Origin of the sequence: Vibrio azureus, assembly GCF_002849855.1 — a bacterium.
Lineage (GTDB): Bacteria > Pseudomonadota > Gammaproteobacteria > Enterobacterales > Vibrionaceae > Vibrio > Vibrio azureus.
On sequence record NZ_CP018617.1, the window covers coordinates 1,465,220 to 1,489,765 of the forward strand.

General features: G+C 42.2%; 22 protein-coding genes. 11 read left to right on the forward strand and 11 right to left on the reverse strand.

The genetic code is table 11. From position 1 onward, the window contains the following. Nucleotides 1–49: 49 nt before the first annotated feature. Entirely contained in the window at nt 50–487 is a 438-nt protein-coding gene (locus BS333_RS20325) for a hypothetical protein (protein ID WP_021710982.1), read from the reverse strand. 437 nt (nt 488–924) lie between these two features. Between BS333_RS20325 and BS333_RS20330 the strand changes: the two genes are divergently transcribed. The 11 genes from BS333_RS20330 (at nt 925) to BS333_RS20380 (ending at nt 16,292) form a co-directional block, all read left to right on the forward strand. Then, nucleotides 925–1,764 carry a phosphate/phosphite/phosphonate ABC transporter substrate-binding protein gene (locus tag BS333_RS20330; RefSeq protein WP_021710981.1) on the forward strand — a complete coding sequence of 280 codons (840 nt, stop codon included), beginning with the start codon at nt 925–927 and terminating at the stop codon, nt 1,762–1,764. Nucleotides 1,765–1,773: 9 nt separating this feature from the next. Further along, entirely contained in the window at nt 1,774–4,044 is a 2,271-nt protein-coding gene (locus BS333_RS20335) for an ATP-binding protein (protein ID WP_021710980.1), read from the forward strand. A gap of 223 nt (nt 4,045–4,267) precedes the next feature. Beyond that, nucleotides 4,268–4,912, forward strand: coding sequence for a DUF2057 domain-containing protein (locus BS333_RS20340; RefSeq protein WP_021710979.1), 645 nt, complete (start codon nt 4,268–4,270; stop codon nt 4,910–4,912). A 75-nt stretch (nt 4,913–4,987) separates the two neighbouring features. Beyond that, complete coding sequence (locus tag BS333_RS20345) at nt 4,988–5,326, forward strand: YggL 50S ribosome-binding family protein (protein WP_021710978.1); 339 nt, start codon at nt 4,988–4,990, stop codon at nt 5,324–5,326. Nucleotides 5,327–6,632: 1,306 nt separating this feature from the next. Next, nucleotides 6,633–7,526 (forward strand): LysR family transcriptional regulator, encoded by an 894-nt coding sequence (locus BS333_RS20350; protein WP_021710977.1) that lies wholly within the window; start codon nt 6,633–6,635, stop codon nt 7,524–7,526. A 324-nt stretch (nt 7,527–7,850) separates the two neighbouring features. Next, on the forward strand, nt 7,851–8,756 hold the full coding sequence (rimK, locus tag BS333_RS20355; protein WP_021710976.1) for a 30S ribosomal protein S6--L-glutamate ligase: 906 nt from the start codon (nt 7,851–7,853) through the stop codon (nt 8,754–8,756). A gap of 63 nt (nt 8,757–8,819) precedes the next feature. Continuing rightward, on the forward strand, nt 8,820–9,248 hold the full coding sequence (locus BS333_RS20360; RefSeq protein WP_021710975.1) for an ATP-dependent zinc protease family protein: 429 nt from the start codon (nt 8,820–8,822) through the stop codon (nt 9,246–9,248). Between the two features lie 369 nt (nt 9,249–9,617). Then, nucleotides 9,618–11,528: a biosynthetic arginine decarboxylase gene (gene speA / locus BS333_RS20365; protein ID WP_021710974.1), complete on the forward strand. Its 1,911-nt coding sequence runs from the start codon at nt 9,618–9,620 to the stop codon at nt 11,526–11,528. Between the two features lies 1 nt (nt 11,529). Continuing rightward, nucleotides 11,530–12,450, forward strand: a complete 921-nt coding sequence (gene speB, locus BS333_RS20370; RefSeq protein ID WP_021710973.1) for an agmatinase — start codon at nt 11,530–11,532, stop codon at nt 12,448–12,450. Between the two features lie 267 nt (nt 12,451–12,717). Next, on the forward strand, nt 12,718–13,923 hold the full coding sequence (gene emrD, locus BS333_RS20375) for a multidrug efflux MFS transporter EmrD (RefSeq protein ID WP_021710972.1): 1,206 nt from the start codon (nt 12,718–12,720) through the stop codon (nt 13,921–13,923). Between the two features lie 278 nt (nt 13,924–14,201). Continuing rightward, nucleotides 14,202–16,292: a S9 family peptidase gene (locus BS333_RS20380; RefSeq protein WP_418369081.1), complete on the forward strand. Its 2,091-nt coding sequence runs from the start codon at nt 14,202–14,204 to the stop codon at nt 16,290–16,292. A 185-nt stretch (nt 16,293–16,477) separates the two neighbouring features. Here the strand turns inward: BS333_RS20380 and BS333_RS20385 are convergent, their stop codons facing one another. The 10 genes from BS333_RS20385 to BS333_RS20430 all read right to left on the reverse strand — a co-directional run bounded on the left by BS333_RS20385 (nt 16,478) and on the right by BS333_RS20430 (nt 24,234). Beyond that, on the reverse strand, nt 16,478–17,491 hold the full coding sequence (locus BS333_RS20385; protein WP_021710970.1) for a porin: 1,014 nt from the start codon (nt 17,489–17,491) through the stop codon (nt 16,478–16,480). A 202-nt stretch (nt 17,492–17,693) separates the two neighbouring features. Beyond that, nucleotides 17,694–18,563: a metal ABC transporter solute-binding protein, Zn/Mn family gene (locus BS333_RS20390; protein WP_418369082.1), complete on the reverse strand. Its 870-nt coding sequence runs from the start codon at nt 18,561–18,563 to the stop codon at nt 17,694–17,696. A 25-nt stretch (nt 18,564–18,588) separates the two neighbouring features. Next, nucleotides 18,589–19,467, reverse strand: a complete 879-nt coding sequence (locus tag BS333_RS20395) for a metal ABC transporter permease (protein WP_021710968.1) — start codon at nt 19,465–19,467, stop codon at nt 18,589–18,591. Then, nucleotides 19,467–20,204, reverse strand: coding sequence for a metal ABC transporter ATP-binding protein (locus BS333_RS20400; RefSeq protein WP_021710967.1), 738 nt, complete (start codon nt 20,202–20,204; stop codon nt 19,467–19,469). Before BS333_RS20400 ends, BS333_RS20395 begins: the two co-directional genes overlap by 1 nt. Beyond that, a complete protein-coding gene (locus BS333_RS20405; protein WP_021710966.1) occupies nt 20,195–21,076 on the reverse strand; it encodes a metal ABC transporter solute-binding protein, Zn/Mn family in 882 nt (293 codons plus the stop codon). The genes BS333_RS20400 and BS333_RS20405 overlap by 10 nt, the downstream gene beginning before the upstream one ends. 72 nt (nt 21,077–21,148) lie before the next feature. After that, nucleotides 21,149–21,757 (reverse strand): DUF6162 family protein, encoded by a 609-nt coding sequence (locus BS333_RS20410; RefSeq protein WP_021710965.1) that lies wholly within the window; start codon nt 21,755–21,757, stop codon nt 21,149–21,151. Then, nucleotides 21,754–22,077, reverse strand: a complete 324-nt coding sequence (locus BS333_RS20415; RefSeq protein ID WP_021710964.1) for a hypothetical protein — start codon at nt 22,075–22,077, stop codon at nt 21,754–21,756. The genes BS333_RS20410 and BS333_RS20415 overlap by 4 nt, the downstream gene beginning before the upstream one ends. A gap of 73 nt (nt 22,078–22,150) precedes the next feature. Continuing rightward, on the reverse strand, nt 22,151–22,981 hold the full coding sequence (locus tag BS333_RS20420) for a DUF4198 domain-containing protein (protein ID WP_021710963.1): 831 nt from the start codon (nt 22,979–22,981) through the stop codon (nt 22,151–22,153). A gap of 13 nt (nt 22,982–22,994) precedes the next feature. Continuing rightward, complete coding sequence (locus tag BS333_RS20425) at nt 22,995–23,489, reverse strand: DUF2271 domain-containing protein (protein ID WP_033004242.1); 495 nt, start codon at nt 23,487–23,489, stop codon at nt 22,995–22,997. A gap of 115 nt (nt 23,490–23,604) precedes the next feature. Continuing rightward, nucleotides 23,605–24,234 carry a PepSY-associated TM helix domain-containing protein gene (locus BS333_RS20430; protein WP_033004236.1) on the reverse strand — a complete coding sequence of 210 codons (630 nt, stop codon included), beginning with the start codon at nt 24,232–24,234 and terminating at the stop codon, nt 23,605–23,607. Between the last annotated feature and the right edge of the window lie 312 nt (nt 24,235–24,546).

Here is a 24,546-nt window from a genome sequence, read left to right on the forward strand (position 1 = left end):
CATTGCCCCTAAATGCTTCAGGTTACTTGATGCACAGTGAAAGAAGCATTTACATATCAATATGGTAAGTGTTATTTGCTTGATTTAGTGAAATCACCCAGTTCTGCTCTGATTCATTGACATTCATCGGCACCCAATGAACATAAAGTTGTTGCCAATTAGTGTTGATTTCCAATTCTATCTGCTCAGTCAATTTCGGGTAAACAGTCGTTAACCTTGAACGCGGATCTCCAATAGCATCACCAGATGAGTCGGTATAAGCCGCTTCTGAGTAAATGTGTAAAGCGCCATCGTTCTCACCCTTATAATTCATAGAAAGCGTGATTTTAGTCCCAATATCAAAGTCAAAGTCACGAGCCGCCACAAGACTCTCCGTGTTGGGTAATGATTTCGGGACAGGAGTCACTGACGAGCTGTCCTCACCATCACCGCAAGCAGAAATCAAACCTGTGCACAAAAGGCTAACGAGCATAACTTTAACATTCATATCTTACTCCGGATGATCGAAAGGTATCGTTTTGATAGAGCTGTAGTTAAAGCTTTATCTCAAATTACTAATATTTGCTGTCTATACCCAAGTAACCTCAAGATGCTGTGTTCAGCGAGATGACCTTAGCTCTCAGGCGCGGCAACGATTCCAAGGTATAGTCGTTCTACATTGAGAATCGTTCACTGCATGTTTAATAAATAAGCAAGTTTAGTACCTGAACGTTTTTGCATTCTGACAAAACTTCGATATGACGGCCAAATGGCTTTTATCGAGACTTTTCATTTAAAGATATAATCCAATCAAAAAGTCATCCATGACTCCTTTTACTTTATTGAGTAAATCAAGCTTAGTACAAATACATTTCCTGACCAATGTGCCTATTATTAATAGGAACGGTATTTTTGAACTTCTACTTCTCAAAATAGGAAAACCATATGTTTGCTCAAGCTTACGTTACCAAAAAGAGTTTTATCTTGAGAAAATTACCTCTCCTCTTGTACCCACTTCTCCTTTCTTTTGCACCTTTCGTGCTAGCTAAGACTCAATTAACCTTCGGTGTCGTCCCTCAGCAATCTGCAGCAAAGCTTGCCGAGCAATGGCAACCTCTTCTTGATGCTTGGGGTGAACTCGCCAATGTCGAATTTAAATTTGCCACCGCTCGTGACATCCCAACTTTCGAGCAGCGCCTTGCTGACGGTCAATACGATGTCGCTTATATGAATCCTTATCATTTTACTCTGGTGAATAAGACTCCTGGCTATAGCGCTGTAGCACATGCTAAAGATAAGAAAATTAAGGGTATTCTAGTCACAAAAGCCGATTGGTCCGGCACCATAGCTGATCTTGCAGATGAAACGATTGCTTTTCCAGCACCAAGGGCGTTTGCCGCTTCGATAATCAACCAATCCGAGCTAGCACAAAAAAACATCCCAGTCACTGCCAAGTATGTCGGTTCCCATGATTCCGTATACTTGAATGTCGCGAAAGGGCTATACCCTGCGGGAGGAGGGGTTATGAGGACCTTTAAAAGCCTGCCAAAAAAAACACAACAACAACTGAAGATTCTCTATACCACTTCTTCGTATACACCTCATGCGATTGCGGTATCTCATAATGTTCCGATTGAGGCCCAACAAGCATTGCGCCAAACCATCGAAGCATTGAATTCAAACCAGCAAGCACAACAAAGCTTCAAGCAACTCAACATCAAGGGGTTACAAAAAGCAGATGACAGTGATTGGGACGATATTGTGCAACTTAATTTATCTCTTTAAAGGTTCGGAATGACCTTAAGAATAAAAACGATCATTGGTATCGCTTTAATTGAAGCCTTAGCACTCGCTATTCTTATTATTAGTGGGTTAAGTTGGCTTAAAAGCTCAAATGAGCAAAGTTTAGAGCTAGGCAGCAAGCAACTGGTTAATGTTTTTGCTAAAGCGTCAAGAGATGCGGTAATAGCGACAGATCTTGCTTATTTAGAGAGTTTCGCTAAGTCTGTCGTCAGTGAGCATAATCTTGCTTATATCAGAATTACTGATAGTGACGGTATCATGTTAACCGAACAGGGCAATTACGACGCAAATGAGGTAAACACCAACTTAAGCCCATTCGAAAGCCGCAATGGCATTTATGGTGTTGCAGGATCTATCCTACTCGGTTCTACTTCTTATGGACTTGTGGAAATGGGAGTAAAAGTCGATTCGATTCACCAGATTCTCCATCTAGCAACAAAAGCGAGTATCCTGATCGCTCTATTGGAGATGACTTTTGTTGCTCTATTTTCGTTCGCTCTTGGCAGTTATTTAATGAACCGTCTTGATTCATTAAGGCAAGGTGTTGTTAGAATAACCCAGCAAGGGCCTGGAGCAGAGTTACCCCTATCAGGTAACGATGAAGTCACACGCGTTGTCGAAGCATTTAATCAGATGTCGACATCATTAGCCGAAGCTCAAGCAACTCTCAGTCAGCAATACCAAAAACAGAAAGCGCTCTCTAACAAAGTAAAGAAAGAAGCTGAAAAAGCAGCGCAAGCGACTCGTGCAAAATCTGAGTTTTTAGCCAATATGAGCCATGAAATTCGTACGCCTATGAATGCTATTATGGGCTTCAGCGAAATTTTAATGGAGAATGAAAAAAACACCGAACAAAGAGAGTTGCTTCAGTTAATCTATGCTGCCTCCGACAATTTGGTCAACCTTATCAACGATATTCTTGATTACAGCAAAGTCGAAGCAGGTAAATTACACCTAGTTGAGGAAGAATTTGATCTTATCACCCTGATAGAATCGAGTATGGCCTTATGTGCTTTTCAGGCCAATCAGAAAGGTTTAAAGTTATTATTGGATGCTCCTCCCGATATACCCAAGCTTGTTTCAGGTGACAAAGGCAGAATTAATCAAGTTTTAATCAATCTACTTGGAAATGCCGTTAAATTTACTGATGACGGTCATGTCTTATTGAAATTAAGGCTACAAAAGACTGAGCGGAGTGATATCTACCGCTATCACTTTGAAATTATGGATACAGGGATCGGCATTTCAGAACAACATTTGCCCAATATTATGAATAAGTTCGAGCAAGTCGATAGTTCAATGACACGAAATTATCAAGGGACGGGATTAGGCTTAGCCATTTCACAACAACTGGTCGCCCTGCATGGCGGCAAGCTCAATGTAACATCACGCCTTGATGAAGGTTCTTGCTTCTCTTTTTCACTTCCACTCACAATCAACACAACTCAACAAGAAGCTCAGTTTGATCCTCTCAGTGAACAAACTGTTTTGCTCATTGATGACTATCAACCTCGGATTACTATCTTTAACTCTCTTGCAAGGTCGATGCAATGGTCACTTACAGTTATACCCAATGTCGCTACATTATCAGAGCAACTTATCCATTCTATCCACATGGAAGATTTTAACAGCGTCATCATCCAACCAACATCCTGTGCAGAGATAAGCAAACTGATTGAACTTGGTAAAACATGCACTCAGGGTCAACCTAAGCTTATTCTTATGGCTCCATACTCTCCCAATCTCCTTAGTCACGATCAGAAAACACGCGTAATTCCACTTCAGCAACCTATCACTCGCAATCAACTGCTTAAACTACTCATAGAAGAAGAAGCGTCTGACACGAAAACAGATTCAACCTCTGAAGTTTATCTTCACGGAAAAAAAATACTCTTAGTCGAAGACAACAGAATTAATCGTGTTTTAATCTCCAAAATGTTGCCTGTGAACGATATCGAACTGACTCTGGCCGAAAATGGAGTAATAGGCTTAGAGCTCTTCCAACGCATAAAACCGGATATTGTTATTACTGATATCTCAATGCCTGATAAAGACGGTTACACTCTTGCTCAAGACATTCGTTTGTTACAGCAAACAGGCGATTGTCCTTGGTGCCCGATCATCGCTCTTTCCGCTCATGCATTTGCAGAAGACCAAGTCCAGAGTATAAAATACGGGATTAATGATTATCTTACCAAGCCAGTGAAAAAGCATGACCTGATCGAGATGATTGCAAAATGGCTAACAGCCAAAAGTCACTAACAACCGATTCTCGCCCGTCTATTCCTCAAGATGCTGTATTCAGAGAGATGACCTTTAGGAGCGTGTCACTTGGGCATATTCCCTCCATTATTTATGGTTACTGGGTACACACTCCCTCTACTACTGTTAAAAAAATTCACACTTCTGGCACGTAAGAGTTGCAATCAAATTCTTAACAATGCACTCTTCCCACATATTCATTACTGCATTCAGGATATAAACAATGAAACTAATCAAGCCATTAACTTGTGCGCTTGCTTTGGCATTGAGTAGTCAAGCCTTCGCGAACATCACCATCACCGTCCCTGATGAAGTTTCCATCTTGGCCGCTAATGGCGAAAAAGCTCAATTATCTGGTGATTTCTTCGATGCTGAGAAATCATTGACGCTTCCAGACGGAGAAAACCAAGTCGTATTTCGCTATTCTCCATATTTCAGTCAAGGAAATGACCGCGTCAATGCAGAAAGTGACGTCATCGTAGCACGTTTTGATGCGTCAAATACCCAGCTCACCTTCGAAATGCCTAAATACCGTGATTTAAGAGATGCCAAAAAGCATATCAAGGACTTAGACTGGAAATTAGTGAATACTTCTGGCCAAGCGGTTCCAGTAAAGCAAGACAAGCTACTTAAGTCCGGCATGCAAATTGGTCGTGATTATGTTCGTGAAGTAGAAAGCTACAACAAAACAGGTGGCGTTGCCGCAATCGGCTTTGGCAGTGCCATGGTACAGCCAGTAACATTACCTGCACGATTACCAGCGGGTATGAAAGCAGACTCAACTGCAGAGGAAATGTTGCATTTCTGGTATCAAAAAGCAGACGCAGAAACCAAAGCCCGCTTTAAAGATTTCATCAATAAGCTATAGTATTTGCTTAATTTCTCTTGGGATCGGAGAAAATTGCAGGTATAAGGGATAGAAAGTCATCAACGAGAATTAATTATGAAACTAGATAAAATCGATAATAAGAACCGTCGTCTGCGTAAAAAGCTATTCCTAGGTGAATTCGCAATTTTAGGCTTTGAGATAAGTTGTGAAACTGACATCAAAGATTTTGATCGCTACGATCTCTTTGTTGATGAATTCATTGACTATATTGATGGACTAGAACTTTGCTTCGGCGGTGGTGGTTTAGAGCTATTTGAAGGTTTCCTATGCTCTACCGAGCGCTACAGCAGCGCAACTGAAGAACAAAAGAAACAAGTTTTAGCTTGGTTAGAAGCTCGCCCAGAAGTAAGCAGCGCTAAAGCGGGCGAACTGGTAGACGCTAACTACCTCTAAACATATACCCAAGTGACCTCAAGACGCATGAAGCAGTGCTCAAGTATTTTTAGAGCACTGTCATCGGACTGAGTTAGACATTCTTAATTTTGATTTGAGAATTGTGATACTAAAGTTCAACTGCGCGGCTAAAAAGCTGATTTTAGGATCAGCTTTTTTCGTCATCAAACTATGTATTTCAACACAAGTATTTAATTGTAGGTATTATTTGTAGATACTATGGCTTTCGCGCCGTTTCTGTTTTGGTATCTTTCCAATATTGGATTCGCACACGATGCAATTGTGCCCTTCTCATTTTCTTCATAGCCATCTCCCTAATTGGTATAAGTAGCGCTCATCATGAGCTTATTGTTTTATATCACGTATTAAATCTAACTAGTAACAGATAAATAAACAGTGATGCATATCACAAGATAATTACAAAACAGCCAATTTTGCAAGCTAATTTTTGACCATTTTACGTCCAAGTAGCTTCAAAGTGTTGAGTTAAGAAAAACAAACTTGGGTATATACCGTTCTCAAAACTCGAGACAGTCATAAAATTACCTCATGTATATTACAAATAGATGGCAGCGGAGCGAACGATTTCGATAACCTTAAGAAAAGCCCTCAACTCTTTTCTATGAGACTTCGATTTATTAAGGCCACAAGTTATTGAGTTCACAAATTATTGAGACCACAAGGTTCATATTAAATTACCCCACCACCTTGTAAGAGATCTCTCACAAAGAATGTAAGCTTAAAACCAAAAGCTCCCTAAGAAAAAACCAGATAACTCTGACAAATAATTGATTTTTAATAGATAAAATCAAATAACTCATTTTAGGCAGGAATATTTTTCTATTAAACAAATTGAACATCACCTGCGAAACCGCCATACTGAATTTGTCGACAGGATGTTGATAGGAACAGGAAAAGCCTAAAGGAATAGGTCTCTTCAGGAAGAAGACGTGGTTATTTAGGATGAATAACCCACAAGGAAGTTTGTAGCTCTAGGAAGGGCGCACCCGTCAGGATGACAGGTTAGTATGGACACCGCTAGGAAGGCGATGAACAAGGAAATTGGTTAAAGGATTTAGCCACAATCAAGGATAGATGCAGGGAGCACCTATTAGTAGCTGGATTGCTGCACAAAAGAATAGACCCCGCTTGAGTAAATCAAGCGGGGTTTTATTTTTTTAGCAACGTCATACTCAGTGATCCTAAGAGACTTAATTTAAATGGGTGACTTAGGTCCCTACTTCCAGTTCTTACCAAGTCCGTGTTAACCTTCCATCAATCACTCGTGCGACCGCTGATAATCACTATGCTAAATCCAGTCTGGCTCCATACTTTCAAAACACTCATAGAAGTTGGCCACTTCACAAAGACAGCTGAAAAACTTCACATGACTCAACCAGGTGTGAGTCAGCATATTAAAAAGCTTGAGCAAGCATGCCAACATGCACTAATTAAACGTGAAAATAAAAGCTTTGAACTGACTGAACAAGGCCGCATGCTTTATCATTATGCTTTAGAAAGAGAACAAAATGAAAAAAAACTGCTGGAAAGTTTAAGCTTTGATAATCCACTTGCGGGTTGTTGCAGACTTGCCTGTTCCGGCTCTCTGGCTTTGCAGATTTTTGAGCCTCTACTCGAAAAGCAATTGCAGAACGAGGAATTGTCTATTCATCTCGAAGTCGCTCCAAATCGCTCGATTCTCAAAAACATCAGCGACACAAACATCGATCTTGGTATTGTAACCGAGCACCCCAGCTCAAGAGAATTTGATTACGAAGTTATCGGTAAAGAGCCATTGTGCTTAATATTACCTCATTATTATAAAGGTAAGCAGATAACACCTGACTTATTAGCACAGTGCGGCGTGATCTCACACCCAGATGCTGCTCACTATATTTCTTTGTTTTTTGAGCAATGCGGTGAACCATCGATACAAGATCTAAGATTTGATGAACTACCAACCTCCAGTTACATCAACCAACTTTCTCAAATTCTATTACCAGTCAGTAAGGGGCTAGGTTTTACCGTTCTCCCCATCAGTGCACTCCACTCTTTTCCAAATCAAGAAACACTTTTTGTTGCTGATACAAAAAACACTGTCTACGAAACTTTATTCCTTGTTAAAAAACGTAATCGCACACTGCCCACTCGATATCAAACACTCAAAGAAATACTGATGATGGTTTGTAAAACCTCTTAGCCAACCGACCGACTGACACATTCCATACTTGTGATTGAAATCTCAAATCGAATGTTTTTTCTAAATACTGAAAGCGTCATGTATCCAAGATGCCCTTGCTCTGTAAGGCACGGAAAAGTCGATAAAAAATATTTGTCGTCACGATGATTTTTTTTCGTTTTCCTCCAAGACAAAAAAAACTATGGTTCGCAGCTCTAACGACGTGGTTGTTCAACCACTATCCTAAGTCATTGAAGTGAGAGAATATGGTGAATTCAATTCTCCCTCTCACAGGACTCTTTTATTAATGCTTTTATTTTTTACTGACTGAGCTAAGGAATTGTCATGCGTATTGCTATTCTTTCTCGTAATGAGAATCTATACTCCACCATGCGCCTCAAACAGGCGGGTGAAGAGCGCGGACATCAAGTCGATGTCATCGATACTCTGCACTGCTACATGGACATTACGAGCAATAACCCTAGGATTCGCTACAAAGGTGAAGAGCTTCCTCAGTACGATGCGGTTATTCCACGTATCGGAGCATCCATCACGTTCTACGGTACGGCGGTCGTGCGCCAGTTCGAAATGATGGGCACATTCTGTGTGAATGAATCCGTAGCGATCAGTCGTTCTCGAGACAAACTTCGCTCCATGCAATTACTTTCCAGAAAAGGGATTGGCCTGCCTCGTACCGGCTTTGCTCATCACCCGGATAATATCCAAGATGTGATCAAAAATGTTGGCGGAGCGCCACTGGTTATTAAACTTCTTGAAGGCACCCAAGGCATTGGCGTTGTCCTTGCAGAAACAACCAAAGCCGCAGAAAGTGTCATCGAAGCTTTCATGGGACTCAAAGCAAACATCATGGTGCAAGAGTTTATTGAAGAAGCCAATGGCGCTGACATCAGATGCTTTGTCGTAGGAAGCAAAGTTATCGCAGCGATGAAACGCCAAGCAAAAGAAGGGGAGTTTCGCTCCAACCTTCATCGAGGTGGCTCAGCACAGTTGATTAAGCTAAGTAAAGATGAACGAGCCACCGCACTTAATGCTGCAAAATCAATGGGTTTGAACTTATGTGGTGTCGATATACTTCAATCGAAGAATGGCCCTGTCGTAATGGAAGTCAACTCCTCTCCAGGTTTAGAAGGTATAGAGACTGCGACGGATAAAGATATTGCAGGAATGATATACGAATTCATTGAAAAACACGCGAAACCGTTTGCAAACCGCACTCGTGGAAAAGGCTAATATTCACACTATGCTCGCCTGAGTGTTTAACTTAGGCTTGTCACTCATCGCTGGGATAACACTATGAATCAAAAGATTATTATTGGTAACGCCGAAGCCATTGGTTTACCAGATTTGGGGATTAGCCAGTTAGAAGCACGCATCGATACTGGTGCCCAAACTTCTTCCTTGCATGTAGATAACTTGTATTGCTTTGAAAGAGATGGTCAATCCTTCGTAGAGTTTGATCTCCACCCTGATGTGTATCACTTGGAACATACTGTCCGCTGCGAGGCTCCGCTCAAAGCCAACCGTAAAGTTAAATCGTCCAATGGTACCTTTGAACATCGCTGTCTTATCACAACAACACTGCGCATGGGCGATACCGATTGGCCGATAGACATTACACTCACCAACCGTGAAGAAATGACTTATATGATGCTCTTAGGACGTCAAGGCATGGCTGATAAAGTGTTAGTTGATCCAAGCCAATCACACCTACTCGCTCTGTAGCTATTGCTTTTATCTGTCCGTTTTTTCGGTCATTACTTTTGGGGAAAACGTCAATCACCTTCCCCAAAAGTAATCTTAATCGAATCGTTTTCTTAGTGATGAACAATTATCTTTAATCGAAATCATAAAATTTAATTGTTAGACACCGTCACGATTTTATCCGTTAATTCCTGCCCACAATACTACCTCTAGATGTGCTTATCGCTCATTAACATGAAGTCTGGCTTTTATGCCATCTTCGTCGCGTATGGCTCAACGTGATTAGTGATTGTTTAATCAAGAGTTGAGGTCCAAGCCTCATCATTTGCTTTTTTGTATTTTCTCCTCTATTCCCTATGAGGGTGAAAATATACATTTGTGAGAATCGAGTTGGAAAAAACAACAAAATTAGACCGTATCAGAGCGGACTACAACGTACACTACTGGAGCCAAGGTTTTTATGGCATTGATAATCAAGGTGAGGTTTATGTCTCTCCTCGTAGTGATTATCCACATCAAATTCCTTTTAGCGCCATTGTCGATAAACTAGAAAGCAAGCAATTAAACTTGCCTGTTTTAGTGCGTTTTCCACAAATTGTACATCAACGCGTGCACGGTATTTGTCAGGCTTTCAACCAAGCAATTGAAGAGTACCAGTACTCAAATCAGTATCTTCTGGTGTATCCAATTAAAGTCAACCAGCAAAAAGAAGTGGTCGATGAGATCCTTGCTAGCCAAGCACAATTAGAAACCAAACAACTAGGATTAGAAGCTGGCAGTAAACCTGAGCTACTGGCGGTTCTCGCTCTTGCACAGCAAGGCAGTTCTGTGATCGTATGTAATGGATACAAAGATCGAGAGTACGTTCGTCTTGCTCTAATAGGGGAAAAGCTTGGCCATAAAGTTTTTATCGTGCTTGAAAAGCTGACTGAGCTTGATTTGGTTCTACAAGAAGCAAAAAGTTTAGGTGTGACACCTCGACTTGGTCTTCGCATTCGCTTAGCTTCTCAAGGCGCAGGAAAATGGCAAGCTAGCGGAGGCGAAAAGTCAAAATTCGGTCTTTCCGCCTCACAAGTTTTAAATGTGATTCAACGCTTAAAGCAAGAAGAGTTGCTCCACACGATGCAGTTAGTCCATTTCCATTTAGGTTCGCAAATGGCCAACATTCGTGATGTCAGAAATGGCGTCAACGAATCTGCACGCTTTTATTGTGAGTTACGCGCTATTGGTGCACAAATCGATTATTTTGATGTCGGGGGTGGTCTGGCTGTGGATTATGATGGAACTCGCAGTCAATCGTCTAATTCTATGAACTATGGCCTCGCAGAATACGCTCGCAACATTGTTCAGACTATCGGGGATGTTTGCCAACAATACGAACAGCCCATGCCTGTGATCATTTCAGAGTCAGGACGTTCTTTGACTGCTCACCATGCGGTTTTAATCTCTAATGTTATCGGTACGGAAACTTACCAACCAGAAGCCGTTTGTGAGCCGGCCGTCGATGATCCGATTTTGCTGCAAAATATGTGGCGTAACTGGCAAAACTTACAAGATGACTCTGATGCACGAGCCCTTATCGAACTTTATAACGACACGCAAAGTGATTTATCTGAGGTTCACTCACAATTTGCTACCGGAGTTTTAAACCTAGAGCAGCGAGCATGGGCAGAACAGCTGTCACTGCGAATCTACTTCGAGCTCAGCACAAAAATGAGTACCAAAAATCGTTTTCATCGACCCATTTTAGATGAGTTGAGTGAGCGCCTCGCTGATAAATTTTTTGTCAATTTTTCTCTTTTCCAATCTCTGCCTGATGCATGGGGCATTGATCAAGTCTTTCCCGTTCTTCCTCTCTCTGGACTTGGAGAGTCAGAAGAACGTCGAGCCGTTATGCTTGATATCACCTGTGATTCTGATGGTGCCATTGATAACTATGTTGATGGGCAAGGCATAGAAACGACCCTACCCGTTCCAGCCTGGAGTAAAGACAAGCCTTATCTCATCGGTTTTTTTCTCGTTGGCGCCTACCAAGAAATCCTTGGTGATATGCACAACCTATTTGGCGATACTCATAGCGCTGTTATTCATGTTGATGAACAGGGTCAGTTTGAGGTCAGTTATATCAATGAAGGTGATAGCGTTGAAGATATGATGCGTTATGTCCATATCGATGTCGCTGCTATTCGTGACAATTACAAACAATTGGTTTCAGAGCGAGTTGAAGCCAGTGAACAGCAATCCATTCTTGCTGAGTTAGAGCAAGGGTTAGCTGGCTATACCTATTTAGAGGATTTTTAATATGAATGATTTGTTTACAAAGACTGATTATTCGCTTTATTCGAATTCGATGTCGTTTCTACGTTTACCTTACATTAAAAACCCAGTCGCGACACAAGCCGATGTTGTCATACTTGGCGTCCCTCTTGATATGGCCACCTCTGGCAGACCTGGCGCACGCATGGGGCCCGATGCGATTCGAAGAGCATCCGTTAACCTCGCTTGGGAAGGTAAAAAATTCCCGTGGGATTTTAACCTACTTGATAAACTGAAAATCGTAGATGCTGGTGATCTTGTCTTCGATTGTGGTGATGCTGAAGATTTCACTTACCGTCTGGAGGCCGCGACCAGTGAAATTCTCAAAAGTGGTAAAACCATGTTAGCGTTAGGTGGGGATCATTTTATTACCTTACCGATACTACGTGCTTATGCTAAACATCATGGTCAAATGGCATTGGTTCATTTTGATGCTCACACGGATACCTACGCCAACGGCAGCTCCTACGACCATGGCACCATGTTTTACCATGCGCCAAAAGAAGGTCTTATTTCTGAAAAACATTCAATACAGATTGGGATCAGAACCGAGTATAAGCAGCAAGATCATGTTTTTCATGTGCTTAATGCCATGCAAGCGAATGACATGCCAGTCAACGAAATCGTTGCAGAAATCCAACGCACAGTGGGTGACAAGCCAGTTTATGTCACTTTTGATATTGACTGCTTAGATCCTGCTTTTGCCCCAGGCACCGGAACGCCTGTTTTAGGTGGATTAAACTCTGATAAAATCCTCAAAATCATTCGTGGTCTTGCTGGGATGAATATCGTTGGAATGGACGTCGTAGAAGTCTCCCCTCCCTACGACAATAGCGATGTAACGGCCCTCGCTGGTGCCACCATTGCTCTGGAACTCTTGTATGCTTATTCTGTAGGTAGAGAATAAATACCGAGAACTCAGGTACCTTACTCAATCAGAGGGGACTTAGGTTCCCTTTTCACCTCCAAGCCCACCCAAAATTCTATTAGTTTTTCTAATCCTTGTGTAGAGTATTTTTCTTGCTTAGAGTCACAAAACGTTGTTGCTAATATGGTCATCAATCTCTAATATCTCGCGCTCATGCTAATTAGCCATAGATTTATAACTAGATATGGTTGCTTTTGCATAAATCATTGTTCTTTATGACTGCCTGATATTTGGAGAAATACATTAATGTCTGCCTCATTCCCATTAGCGAAACTTACCTTTCTCATCGCTATTTTGACCGCTGTTGGTCAGCTGACACAAACCATGTACGTCCCATCTATTGGTTATATGGCCGGTGAATTTTCAGTCTCAGCGTCAACCCTTCAAGCAGTGATGGCATGTTATTTAATTCCCTACGGCTTTTCTCAGTTTATTTATGGACCGTTATCGGATCGCATTGGACGCAAACCTATCATTATTGTCGGCCTGTTAATCTATGTTGTTGGAACATTGATTGCGTTATTTGCCCATCAGTATGAATGGTTTCTTGCAGGTAGCTTTGTGCAGGGGCTCGGCATCGGCTGCGGAGGTGCCATGTCACGTACTTTGACTCGTGACTGCTTTGAAGGTACAGAGTTACATCGAGCAAACAGCCTGATCAGCATGTGTGTTATTTTTTCACCTTTGATCGCTCCCGTACTAGGTGGGTTCCTGACAGAAGAGTTTGGTTGGCGCTCCAGTTATTTATTTCTGTCGCTCTTTGCGATTGCGGTAACGATCACCATGATGACCAGCATGGTGGAAACCTTGCCAAAGGAAAAACGCCAAGTCGAATCTGTAACAAAAAGCTATCGCTTCGTCCTAGCTGATAAGCGTTTTCAAGGATTTTTACTCGTCCTTGTAGCTACTTTTTCAGGTGTTGCCGTATTTGAAGCCGCTGCCGGCGTCCTACTCGGAGGGGTATTGGGCTTACCCGCAACAACCGTGAGTATTTTATTTGTGTTACCCATTCCGGGCTACCTTGTCGGTGCTGGACTTTCTAGCTATTTAGCGCAACGTTACTCTGAGCGTCTATCTCTTAACGTAGGGCTAGGTGCTATCTTTGTTGGCTCTGCAATTGTTTTGGCTCCTGGTCTAATTGAAGCAACTTCCGCTGCCGCTCTTGTTGGGGGAGCAACATTGTACTTTTTAGGTGCAGGGATCTTATTCCCAGCCGCGACAACAGGTGCGTTATCTCCTTTCCCACTTCATGCGGGAACAGGCGGTGCAATTTTAGGTGGGATGCAGAATCTTGGCGCAGGATTGGTGACCTTATTCGCTTCAATATTTCCAACTCAAGATCAGTTACCGCTTGGGTGCTTAATGATGGCAATGTCGCTCGTCGTTTTATTTGGCCTACGCTGGATACAACGTCAGCAAGTTCAAACCAACCAAGCAGCATTAACGATTTAAACCACTATACCCGAGCAGCCTCAGGATGCTTGGGTATAAACGAAATAGACAAAAAGAGACGAAAAGCCAATTTAACCTTCTCCATTTCCGCTCACTGCGACTCAATTCCTTCTTTATACCTCATTTGCCATTAATAACATTTAAATAAGCCATCAAACTTTGTTAAAAAAATGTAAAACTCAAGTCACAAGGATACCCTAATGCGTTTTACTTTTCTTTCGATCGCAATTTCGACCATACTGGTCACTGGATGTAATAATAATAACGGAGTTCAAACCATGAGCCCTGCTTCTCAAGCGCAAATCACTGCTCAAGCGACATCGGCCCCCGTCGCCAAAAAAGAACCCTATCCCATGACCATACATGGCGATACTCGTATCGATGATTACTATTGGATGCGTGATGATCAACGCCAAGATCCAGAGGTATTGGGACACTTACAAAAAGAAAATCAATATGTCGAGACCGTTTTAAAGCACACAGAACCATTACAAGAAAGCTTGTTTGAAGAACTCAAAGGTCGTATTGCAAAAGATGACAGCTCGGTGCCAGTCCGTGAAGGAAAGTATTTTTACTCCAGTGAAGTGACCGGAGACAACGAGTATAGAACCTACCTGCGTTCTATCGATGCTCAAGGTACCGACAAACAAGTTATCTTAGATGTCAATCAATTGGCAAAAGGTCATGAGTTTTTCAGCATTGGCGACCTTTACGTTAGCCCAAACAATCACCTCTTAGCCTATGGCGAAGATACTTTGAGTCGTCGCATTTACACAATCAAGATCAAAGATCTCACAACAGGTGAGTATTTAGAAGATGAAATCCATAATGCAGCGAGTTCAATCGCTTGGCAAAACGATAACCAAGCCTTCTACTATATAAAGAAAGATCTTGAAACGTTACTGGGCTATCAAGTCTATCGCCACCAGCTAGGTACGCCACAAAGCGACGATCAACTGATTTATGAAGAAAAAAATAACGCCTTCTATACCGACTTAAGTAAAAGTAAAGATGGGCAAGAAGTTTACATTTGGCATTCCAGCACTGAAACAAGCGGAGTGTCGGTCATCGATGCGAATAATCCAGATGCCCAAGCTAAGATTTTCTACCCTCTAGCAAATGGGGTTGAGTACAGCGTAGCCAAACTTGGCGACTGGTACTACATCTTAACGAATGATAAAGCGGTCAATTTCCGCTTGATGAAAGTCGCCAAAGACCAAGTTCAAGATCGTTCTAAATGGGTTGATGTGATCCCTGCAAATAGTGATGTTCAATTGGTTGATTTCACTCTACTGAATGATCACTTAGTGTATGAACAACGAAGTAATGGCCTATCTAAGATCACCATTCGCCAACTTTCTACTGGAAAAGATTACCCACTCGATTTTAATGATTCAGCGTTTACTGCCTACTTAACGGGTAATTATGAACTGGATAATCCATACGTTAGAGTGTACTACAGCAGTTTAACGACTCCGGGAACTTACTACGATTTCGATCTGCAAACACATAAGTCAGAAATCGTTAAACAAACCCCAGTTCTGGGAGATTTTAAAGCCAGTAATTACCACTCAGAACGTATTATGCTGCCAGCTAGAGATGGCAAACTGATTCCTGTTTCTTTGGTGTATCGTAAAGATTTATTTAACAAAAATGGTACCAACCCCATTTATCAATATGGCTATGGCTCCTACGGCTCAACCATTGATCCTTCGTTTCGGTCATCCCGCTTAAGCTTGCTAGATCGAGGCTTCGTCTTTGTGATTGCGCATATTCGTGGGTCAGAAATGCTTGGCAGACCATGGTATGAGGATGGCAAGAAATTAACCAAGAAAAATACTTTCAACGACTTTATCGATGTGACTAAAGCACTCGTTACAGAAGGCTATGGTGCAAAAGATAAGGTATTCGCTGTCGGAGGTTCCGCAGGTGGTTTATTAATGGGAGCGATCATCAATCAGGCTCCTGAGCTTTATCGTGGTGTCGCGGCACACGTTCCATTTGTTGATGTTGTCACCACCATGCTGGATGAGAGCATCCCCTTAACCACCAATGAATACGATGAATGGGGTAACCCTAACGATGCACAATACTATGATTACATGCTGAGTTATTCGCCTTATGACAACGTGACAAAACAAGAATACCCTAATATTTTAGTCACGACAGGTCTGCACGACTCACAAGTTCAGTACTTTGAACCGATGAAGTGGGTCGCCAAGCTGCGTGAAATGAAAACCGACAATAATGTGCTGTTATTCAAAACAGACATGGAAGCTGGACACGGTGGAGCATCCGGTCGCTTCAAGCGTTTGAAAGAAGATGCACTAGAATATGCTTTCTTCTTAGACTTACTCGAAACCAAGTAGCTAAAGCAGTTTATTATTCTCAAATACTAGCCTAAACCTTTGCCCGTTTATTGCGGGCATTTTTACAAGCTCGGAAAGTGAAGGCATAGAAATATCCAAGTAAGCACCAATGATAACTTATCCCGATAAAATAAAACGCCCACCAAAAGGTGAGCGCTTATCATCAATCTGTTAGGTTGGCCGACTTAGAAGTAGTAGCGAGCACCTAATGTCCACATGTCGTTATCTGGCTTATTCTTGTCATTACCTAGATCAAACTGGTAGCCAGCGTAGCTAAACAATGAAGAAGTAACAGCGTACTCGGCTTGCAGTGCGGAGTGGCTGTAAAGTGTTTTACTATCAGAGTGATCATCAACAGACTCATAGTTAACACTGAAGTTCCAATCATTAACACCGTAAGCCAGCAGGCCTTCTAATTGGCGAGTTTTTTCATAACCTTCATAGAAGTACTTATTCATACCATACACTAATGCAGCATAAAGACCAGAACCGTATTCACCGTAATTGGCAGAAACGATGTGTGAAGTTGCATTTTCAGATGAAACTACACTTATATCACCACCACTGTAGGCATAACCCAAACCAAAGCCAGCAATCTCAGTGCTGAGCGCTATTTGAGCACGACTATGATACTCACCTATCAAGTCTAATGGACCATCTATTGGTATAGCTCCATCATGTTTACCTTGCCAACCTAAACCTAAGTTAACAGCTAAATCTTGCCCTAATTCAAAAGTCTTACGGTAGCTCAGCATTTTATCCGCACGAGCCGTACCGAGGTTGCCCTGGTTTTCATAAAGGAAATCGTTACCGTAAGCAATCGGTAAATCTGCTACACCAGCTACGTCGTAGTATGGTGCCCATTGAGTACCTGCTACAAATAAGCCGTATTCTTCATGGGCAAGACCAAGATAACCAAGACGAGTAGAAAAAGATTGGTCGCCGCCATCTAAGAAGTTTAGGCCCCACTCACCTTTCGCCTCGACAACAAAACCGTTACCAATATCTTGTAAACCAACAATATTGATACGAGGTGAGTTAGACCCGATTTCTGTCTCACCTTCATCAGAACCGTTCAGGTTAACAGAAACATGACCACCGATAGAGAGAGCGGTACTATCACTGTTGTAAACTTCTGCTGCAAATGCTTGAGAACCGACGAGCGCTGCCACTGCAATGGCTACATTTTTCATTTTCATTGTTAATATCCATATAGTTGTTTGGGTTAGCCAACTGAGAAATCGTAAATCCCGATTGACGACTACAAGGTAGTAACGAAATGACCATGTCACAAACCAAAGGATAGGCAATTTGTTTTATATTGATTATTTTTGTGAATTACATCATGAAAATAAATTGAACTTTTCATTATTTAACAACGATAACGCATGTATCATCACGTTATAACTGCCATCGAACTAAGGGATTCTCGTCGTTCACATTATGCTGACCTAAACGAGCCAGAGTATCGATTTCCATAATTCGTTCCTTAGGAACCAAAGCCAATAAAGATGAAGAGGGGCGCTTATCGGTAAGCAGCCATAATGACTTATCCTTTTCAAACTGTTGCTTGAGAGCCTGTTTATCCGCTTCCGTCCACTCTAACTCAGGGTTGAATTGGCGAGCGGCAACAAACAGCTGGTGGCCAGAGGCAAAGTCTTCTAGAGCCGTACTCAGTAACACCACATCTTCAATGTTTTTCTCTAGCAAAACCTCTTGCTGTTGATTAATTAATTGACGTATTTGTGTCAATAATCGCTGTTGATTATGCTCTATCTTGGTTGCATGCTTCGGATATATTTTCTTTAGATCTTCACCGATGATCGACGCCATACGAATCAAGTTCGTCGGATTCATCCAAACATATTTGGACAGAGCTTGCTCATCAGCTTTCAACACAGCAACACTTTGAGCTCTTGGAGAGATTGCTTGAGAGGCATCGATTTCAATCATACGAATGTTGCCCTGTCGCGTATAAACGAACGTCGGGTCTTGAGGCCAAACTGCCCCTAATGTAATCGCAACCGTCGCTTTCTCACCCGCTTGTTTAGCGAGTTCATGACCTTTTCCAGCAAACCAATTGACTAAACGTTCAATGCCATAACGTTTTGGTGGTAAATAGATCGTTTCGATCCCTGTTTCTCTCATTAATTGCTCAGACAAAATATACGTTGTGGGTGTACTGGTCACGATATCTTTAGCCAAGCTCAAAGAAGGAAATAAAGTGGAAATAAATAGAGTAGAAGCCAGTAATAAACTTCCAAATTTAATAGGGGGTATTTTCATGTTAATCGACTCACATTTCTTTGCATATAATTCGGTACATTGTGGCCAGCAAAAAGAACATGGCAGAAACAATGATAATGGATGCCCCTGATGGAATGGGAAGAGCAAGCTCCATCGGCAGTAAGGTTCCGGTTATACAAGCCACCGTCGCGAGAAGCGATGAAAGTAAAACGAAGCTTCCCATTCGTCGGGTTAATAATCTTGCGGTTGCACCAGGGATCAGAAGAAGAGCCCCAACCAAAACAGCACCAATGATTTTAACTGCAGCAATCGTGACTAGCGTGATCATCATAACGAAGAGATAATCATAAAAGCGCGTATTAAAGCCTCGAACTCTTGCAATATCAGGGCTAATACATGTCAGTAGCATGCGGTTAAAGGTGGGCAACATTAATAGTAAGATCAGCAAACAGCTCAAAGCTAAAACGATGATGTCACTGTCTGTTACCGTCAAAATAGAACCGAATAGTACATTCTCCAGCATATGAATATTGATCTTTCGGGCCACAAACATCAACAGGGCCGCACCCACAGCTAAAGCCAGTGCCAAAAATACCCCAACTAATGTGTCATACGGAACATGGGTTCTGTTGCGAACAAAATGCAACAAAAGGGCAAAAATCATACAAAAGCTGAATAAACCAACAAATGGATTTTCTGGAGGCTCACCCAACAGCACACCAATTGCAATCCCTGTTAGAGCCGCATGACCTACCGCTTCAGAGAAAAAAGCCAAGCGTTTCGCAATCACTAGGGTTCCTAACCCTCCTAATAAAGGACCAAGGATACAAGCAGCGACGAGTGCATTCACCATAAAAGCATAGGCAAAGCTGTCGCTTAACCAACCCGCTTCCACACCATATAGTGCCTGTTGACGTAACCAATCCATTACGCTGCCTCCACGTTGGCAGAGTGATGATGGAAAAGGGTTTCTATGCGCTCGGGCCTTAATACTTCAGCACAGTTTCCAGAAGCAACGATTTGACGATTGACGATGTGTACCTGAGCCTTCAGCCGACGAACTGCAGAGATGTCATGGTGCACTGCTAGCACTGTTTTTCCTTGTGCAACAATCTCATGAATCAAGCCTTCTAGATACCTTACCCCTTGATCATCCATACCTGTTGTTGGCTCATCCAGAACAAGCAGGTCAGGATCGTCCAATAGAGCCTGTGCAAATAACACCCGTTGCTGCTCACCTCCTGATAACTGCCCCATTCTACGATCATGACGGGCAGCCATTCCTACTCGATCTAGCTGTGCCATCGCCCGTTCAAATTGCTGGGATCTTCTTTTCCAAAAAAGTGGAATTCGAGTTTGATTGAGCAAAACAAAATCCATGACTGTCAATGGTAAGCTGGGTTCAAATACCGCACTCTGAGGAACATAACCGATGTTACCAGCCTTCTTCGTTAAACTTGCTTGAGGCCATTGCAGACAAATCTCTCCTGTGAACGAGGTAAGGCCCAGTATCGAACGCAATAACGACGTCTTGCCTCCGCCGTTCGGCCCCATGATGACATGGCATTTACCTGCCTCAAAATTGGCCGAGATATCCTGTAAAATAAGGTGCTCACCATAATTTAAGCTGAGATTTTTAAGCACTATCGATGGACCTATTGCCATTGCTCTTTCCTCACTGGCTTATTAGCAACAAATTTGATTGCCTGAAGGAGCGTGTCGACATTGTCTTTCATCTCTAATTCCACTTTTTCAGCTTGATACTCACCGTGTGTCATATGTGAAAATCGATATAGTTGCACGTCTGTGGCTTTCTCAATCGTCGTCACGAAGCGATTAGGCATATTTAATTCGTAGAACAAGACATCAATATCTGAAGCGCGAATCTTTTCGATGGTTTCCTGCAATTGGCTGGCACTTGGCTCAACACCGTGTGCTGGCTCTATTACAGCATCCACATCAACACCAAATTCTTGTAACAGATAACCATAGGCATTGTGTGTTGTGGCAACTTTGATGCCTCGCATTTCTAGTTGACCGAGGGCAAGCATGGCCTCGCGTTTCATTAAACGAAATTTCTTAGCATAGCTTCGAGCATTTTTTCGGTAGTAATCCGCATTTTCTGGATCAAGCTGTCCTAGTGCTGAAGCAATGGTGTACACTTTTTGTACCGTGGTAGATAAACCAACAAAGGTATGTGGGTTGACCGCACCTTTGCCAACCGACTGCCCCATTGCAGGTAGTAGAGGAACCTCTCTATTTGCTTCAATCACAACTAAATCATCACGCTGCGCAGCTTGAATCACTTTCAAAGCAAAATCATCGTGACCGATCCCATTGACAACGATAGCATCCATTTGACTGAGTCTTTTTAAATCATTAGGTTGTGGTTGATAGTTGTGAGGGTTGAAACCCGCATCAACCAAGGGGATCACCTCCGCTTTGTCTCCCACTACCGCCTTAACGTAACTGTAGTAAGGCTGTAAGGTGATGCCAATTTTCAATTTATCCTCTGCAAAACTGGGATAACAAGCCATAAAAAAAGCGCCAATGGCGAGCAATGGTGAGAAAAATAGTTGTTTAAACATGATAAAATTACCCATTTGTCATTAGTGAGTAAGATGGTTGGGTGATGCAGGCGCAACAAGAACCACTTGACGCAACCCTTTTGGAAACTCTGTTGCTGCTTGAGTTAATGCACCTGTTACATCAGGCAAAGATACCGCTTCCGTTGTTGACAACAACGTTGACAATGATTGCGAAGAAGACGCCTCTGATGAAAACCAAATGTCAGCGACCTCATAGCGACTATCTAATAAAATAGTAGCAACACCTTGTTCATTGCTTGCCACACCCAAATAAAGCCCGGGGGCAACCATTTGCCAACGGTGAGCGCCTTGAAATTGCCAACTTTGATCCTCAACAAAAGGGGCTAACCACATTTCCTGCAACTCATTTATCTCTGGCCACTGGGCGCTCTCACTAAATAGGTCTCTGATCTCTTCATGAGCCAATTTGAGCTGAGCGATGATCGTAAGGGCATTTTGATCGAGTTCAGTCAAGAGCACCTGATGTGATAGCAGCTCTTCAGATTCCGGTGCTAGCTGATGATATGGCAATATCGCCGCCGAAAAAGCCACGATCATGATAATCATGAGTGCCACCCACTTACCTTCACGGCTGCCACTATCTGGGTAAACCTTTTGCACGACCATCATGGTTTGGTCTCAATTTCAACCACATCAACTTCTACTGGATTTTCATGCCCTGCATCAAAGACCAAGTAAAAGTCATTTTTTGGCAATACAAATTCGGCAATAGACCGCTTATCGGTGGCCACTTTGGCAATCAAGTTATCATCATAGTCATACATAATAACGTCGTAATCTACAGCAGTTGAGCCATCAGAATACCCGGCTTCACAAAGTACTTTTTGCTGAGCGATATGACAGCTCATTAAAGGAAAATGAGCCAATGTTTGTGAAGAAAAAGTACTCAGTAGCAGAGCAGAAATGCCAAAAGTAATACCATATTTCATATTGATACCTGCAAGATCATGAAAACGAGTTCAATCATAAATGGGTTGGAAAATACAGTGGTTAGAAAACAAGCTAGTTAAGTTGGGCTTCAAACGTAAGGTGTACGTTCATACTAATGCGATCAGCCAGTGGATCATTCTTTAGTTCCCCCTTGTAATTCGCCTTCATTAAGTAACGACCTGCAACACTTGGTGTGAATGTGATCTTGCCATCTTGGTCGCTGACCACATCAATTTGTTCTTGATGATTGCGATACAATGTACCCTCACGAGTAATTTCTGCCGTCACTCCAGATTGTGGCTTACCATCAAAAAAGAATTGAAACGTAACCGCTTCTCCTTCAACAATATCGGAAGGATGAGTTAAAGGTTTCATTTCCAATAGGCGACCTTCAATATCTAAAACTTTTTCGGTCGGTTTTCCCACGGTAATATAGCTCTCTGCACGAGTTGACGTCAGTTGAGTCATCAAGTCTCTCGCCTGTTTTGGCAGCACAGTATCTCGATTACTTTTGTTCGCTTTTATCCACTTTATGGTATCGCGACGTCCAGCTTTATATTGTGTGTAATAATCAGGCGCATTATTAATCGTAACTTTATGTGTCCCCTCTTCTACAAAGAAAAAATCAAAAACAGATCGGCGCTTGCCACGTAAGACAAAATTGGGTCGTTCGGAACGGCCATCTGGCATAATAATTAACGCTTGCTCACTGCTAGCAGGCTTATCAAACACAAATGTTCCGTGTGAAGCGGTGACATCAAATGTCAGCCAATCACCGCCCTCCTTAGACACGGTAAAGTGGGAAGGTAATACCCAGCGAGGGTGAGCATGAACGCCTATTGCTACAAAAGAGTTCAAAGCGATAAAACTTACCAACGCGATTGCTTTCATGCGTTTTGTCATGATGTTTGTTTCTCTATTTAACTTGATAATTTAAGGTAATCTGACCGGTTTCTTCGGTCGGTTTGATTTGATAAGAGACTTCGTTATCGGCAAGCTGCATCTTTTGACGCAGGTAATTTCGTCCACCATGCTCCCGAACCACTTCAACGTGAAAAGTATATTCACCTTGTTCTAACGGTTGCCCAGCGTCATCTTTACCATCCCAAATGAATCGGTACTGGCCAGCAGGGCGCGTAGCCGAGGTGACCGCATCCACCAATTCACGATCATATCGCCCCACTTTGCGCCACCAGCTTCGTAAGTCTTTCAGCCACTCATCTTTACCCACCCATAATTGAATGGTTTTAACTGGTTTGCGATCGGCATCTTCTATCCATACTGCGACATAAGGGCGAGCATAGGTCGTGGTATTGATGGTTGGCAATTGGAACTCGACATCGACCCTGGCCTGCTCAGGCAATGGTAAAGCAAAAGCCCTCGCAGAGGTCAATGACGCCAATAACAACATGCCTTGCCAATAACCTTTAAATGCAAACCGCAATTCATGTCGAGAGTTAATTTTTATAATACGTCGGTAAAAAGGACGAAATCTAAGTAACATAATACATTCTCTACACGCGCCACTAAGGCACGGCAAAAAGATAAATAATCAACGTGAGTAAGGTACCCAACCCCGTCCACTGTATCGAAGTGATCAAAGTTTTTCTTTTAGGTAGAAGCAAACACACACCAGACAAAACAAACAACACCATCAGCATGGCAGAGATATCGATAAACCCTTTCCAAACACCACCACTGTTACGGCCTTTGTGTAGATCATTCAGTAATGCAACCCAACCATAATCAGTAGTCTCAACTTCTGTTTTGCCTGACAACAGGTCAACAAAAGCCGTTGCGTTATAACCAGGCCCTTTAAAGTCCAGAGATATCTCACCCATGAGCAACTGGCCGTTTTCCACTTCGGTATAAATGTCCATTTCTGATGGTGTACCACGTAGTTCAAACTGCGAGTTCATTAAAGCCAACAACCTAGACTGCTCGATCTTAACTCGGTGATCGGCACCTAACAGAAGATCGGTTGAAATAGTAAAAGTGTGTTGCTGACGAACTGGTTCTCGGAGTTCAAACCAATCTGGATGATTTAAAGTGATTCCAGTTAATGCAAAAAATAGTGTGACTACTAAAAGCGCCATCGATATGTATATATGCAGACGACGAGCCCAAATTTGTACCGCTTTGCTCTTTAACCACATAAAAAAGTCATTAAGAATTATTGTCGGCACAATGTAGATGATAATCATTCTTATTGGCATTTAATTTACATTATTTACATTGATATTGTCCGTTCAGTAAATAGCGAGAAATAAGTGCGATAAAAATTAAGGAAGAACAGGAAGAAGAAGTTAGAAGAAGTTAGAAGAGAAGAGAGAAGAGAGAAGAGAGAAGAGAAAATATAAGTCCCCCCTCCAAAGTGGTCTAAAGGTAATGAGATATAAAAATATCGCCAATATATACCCAAGTAACTTCAAGATGCTTGGGTATAGATATATTGGCGATATTAACTG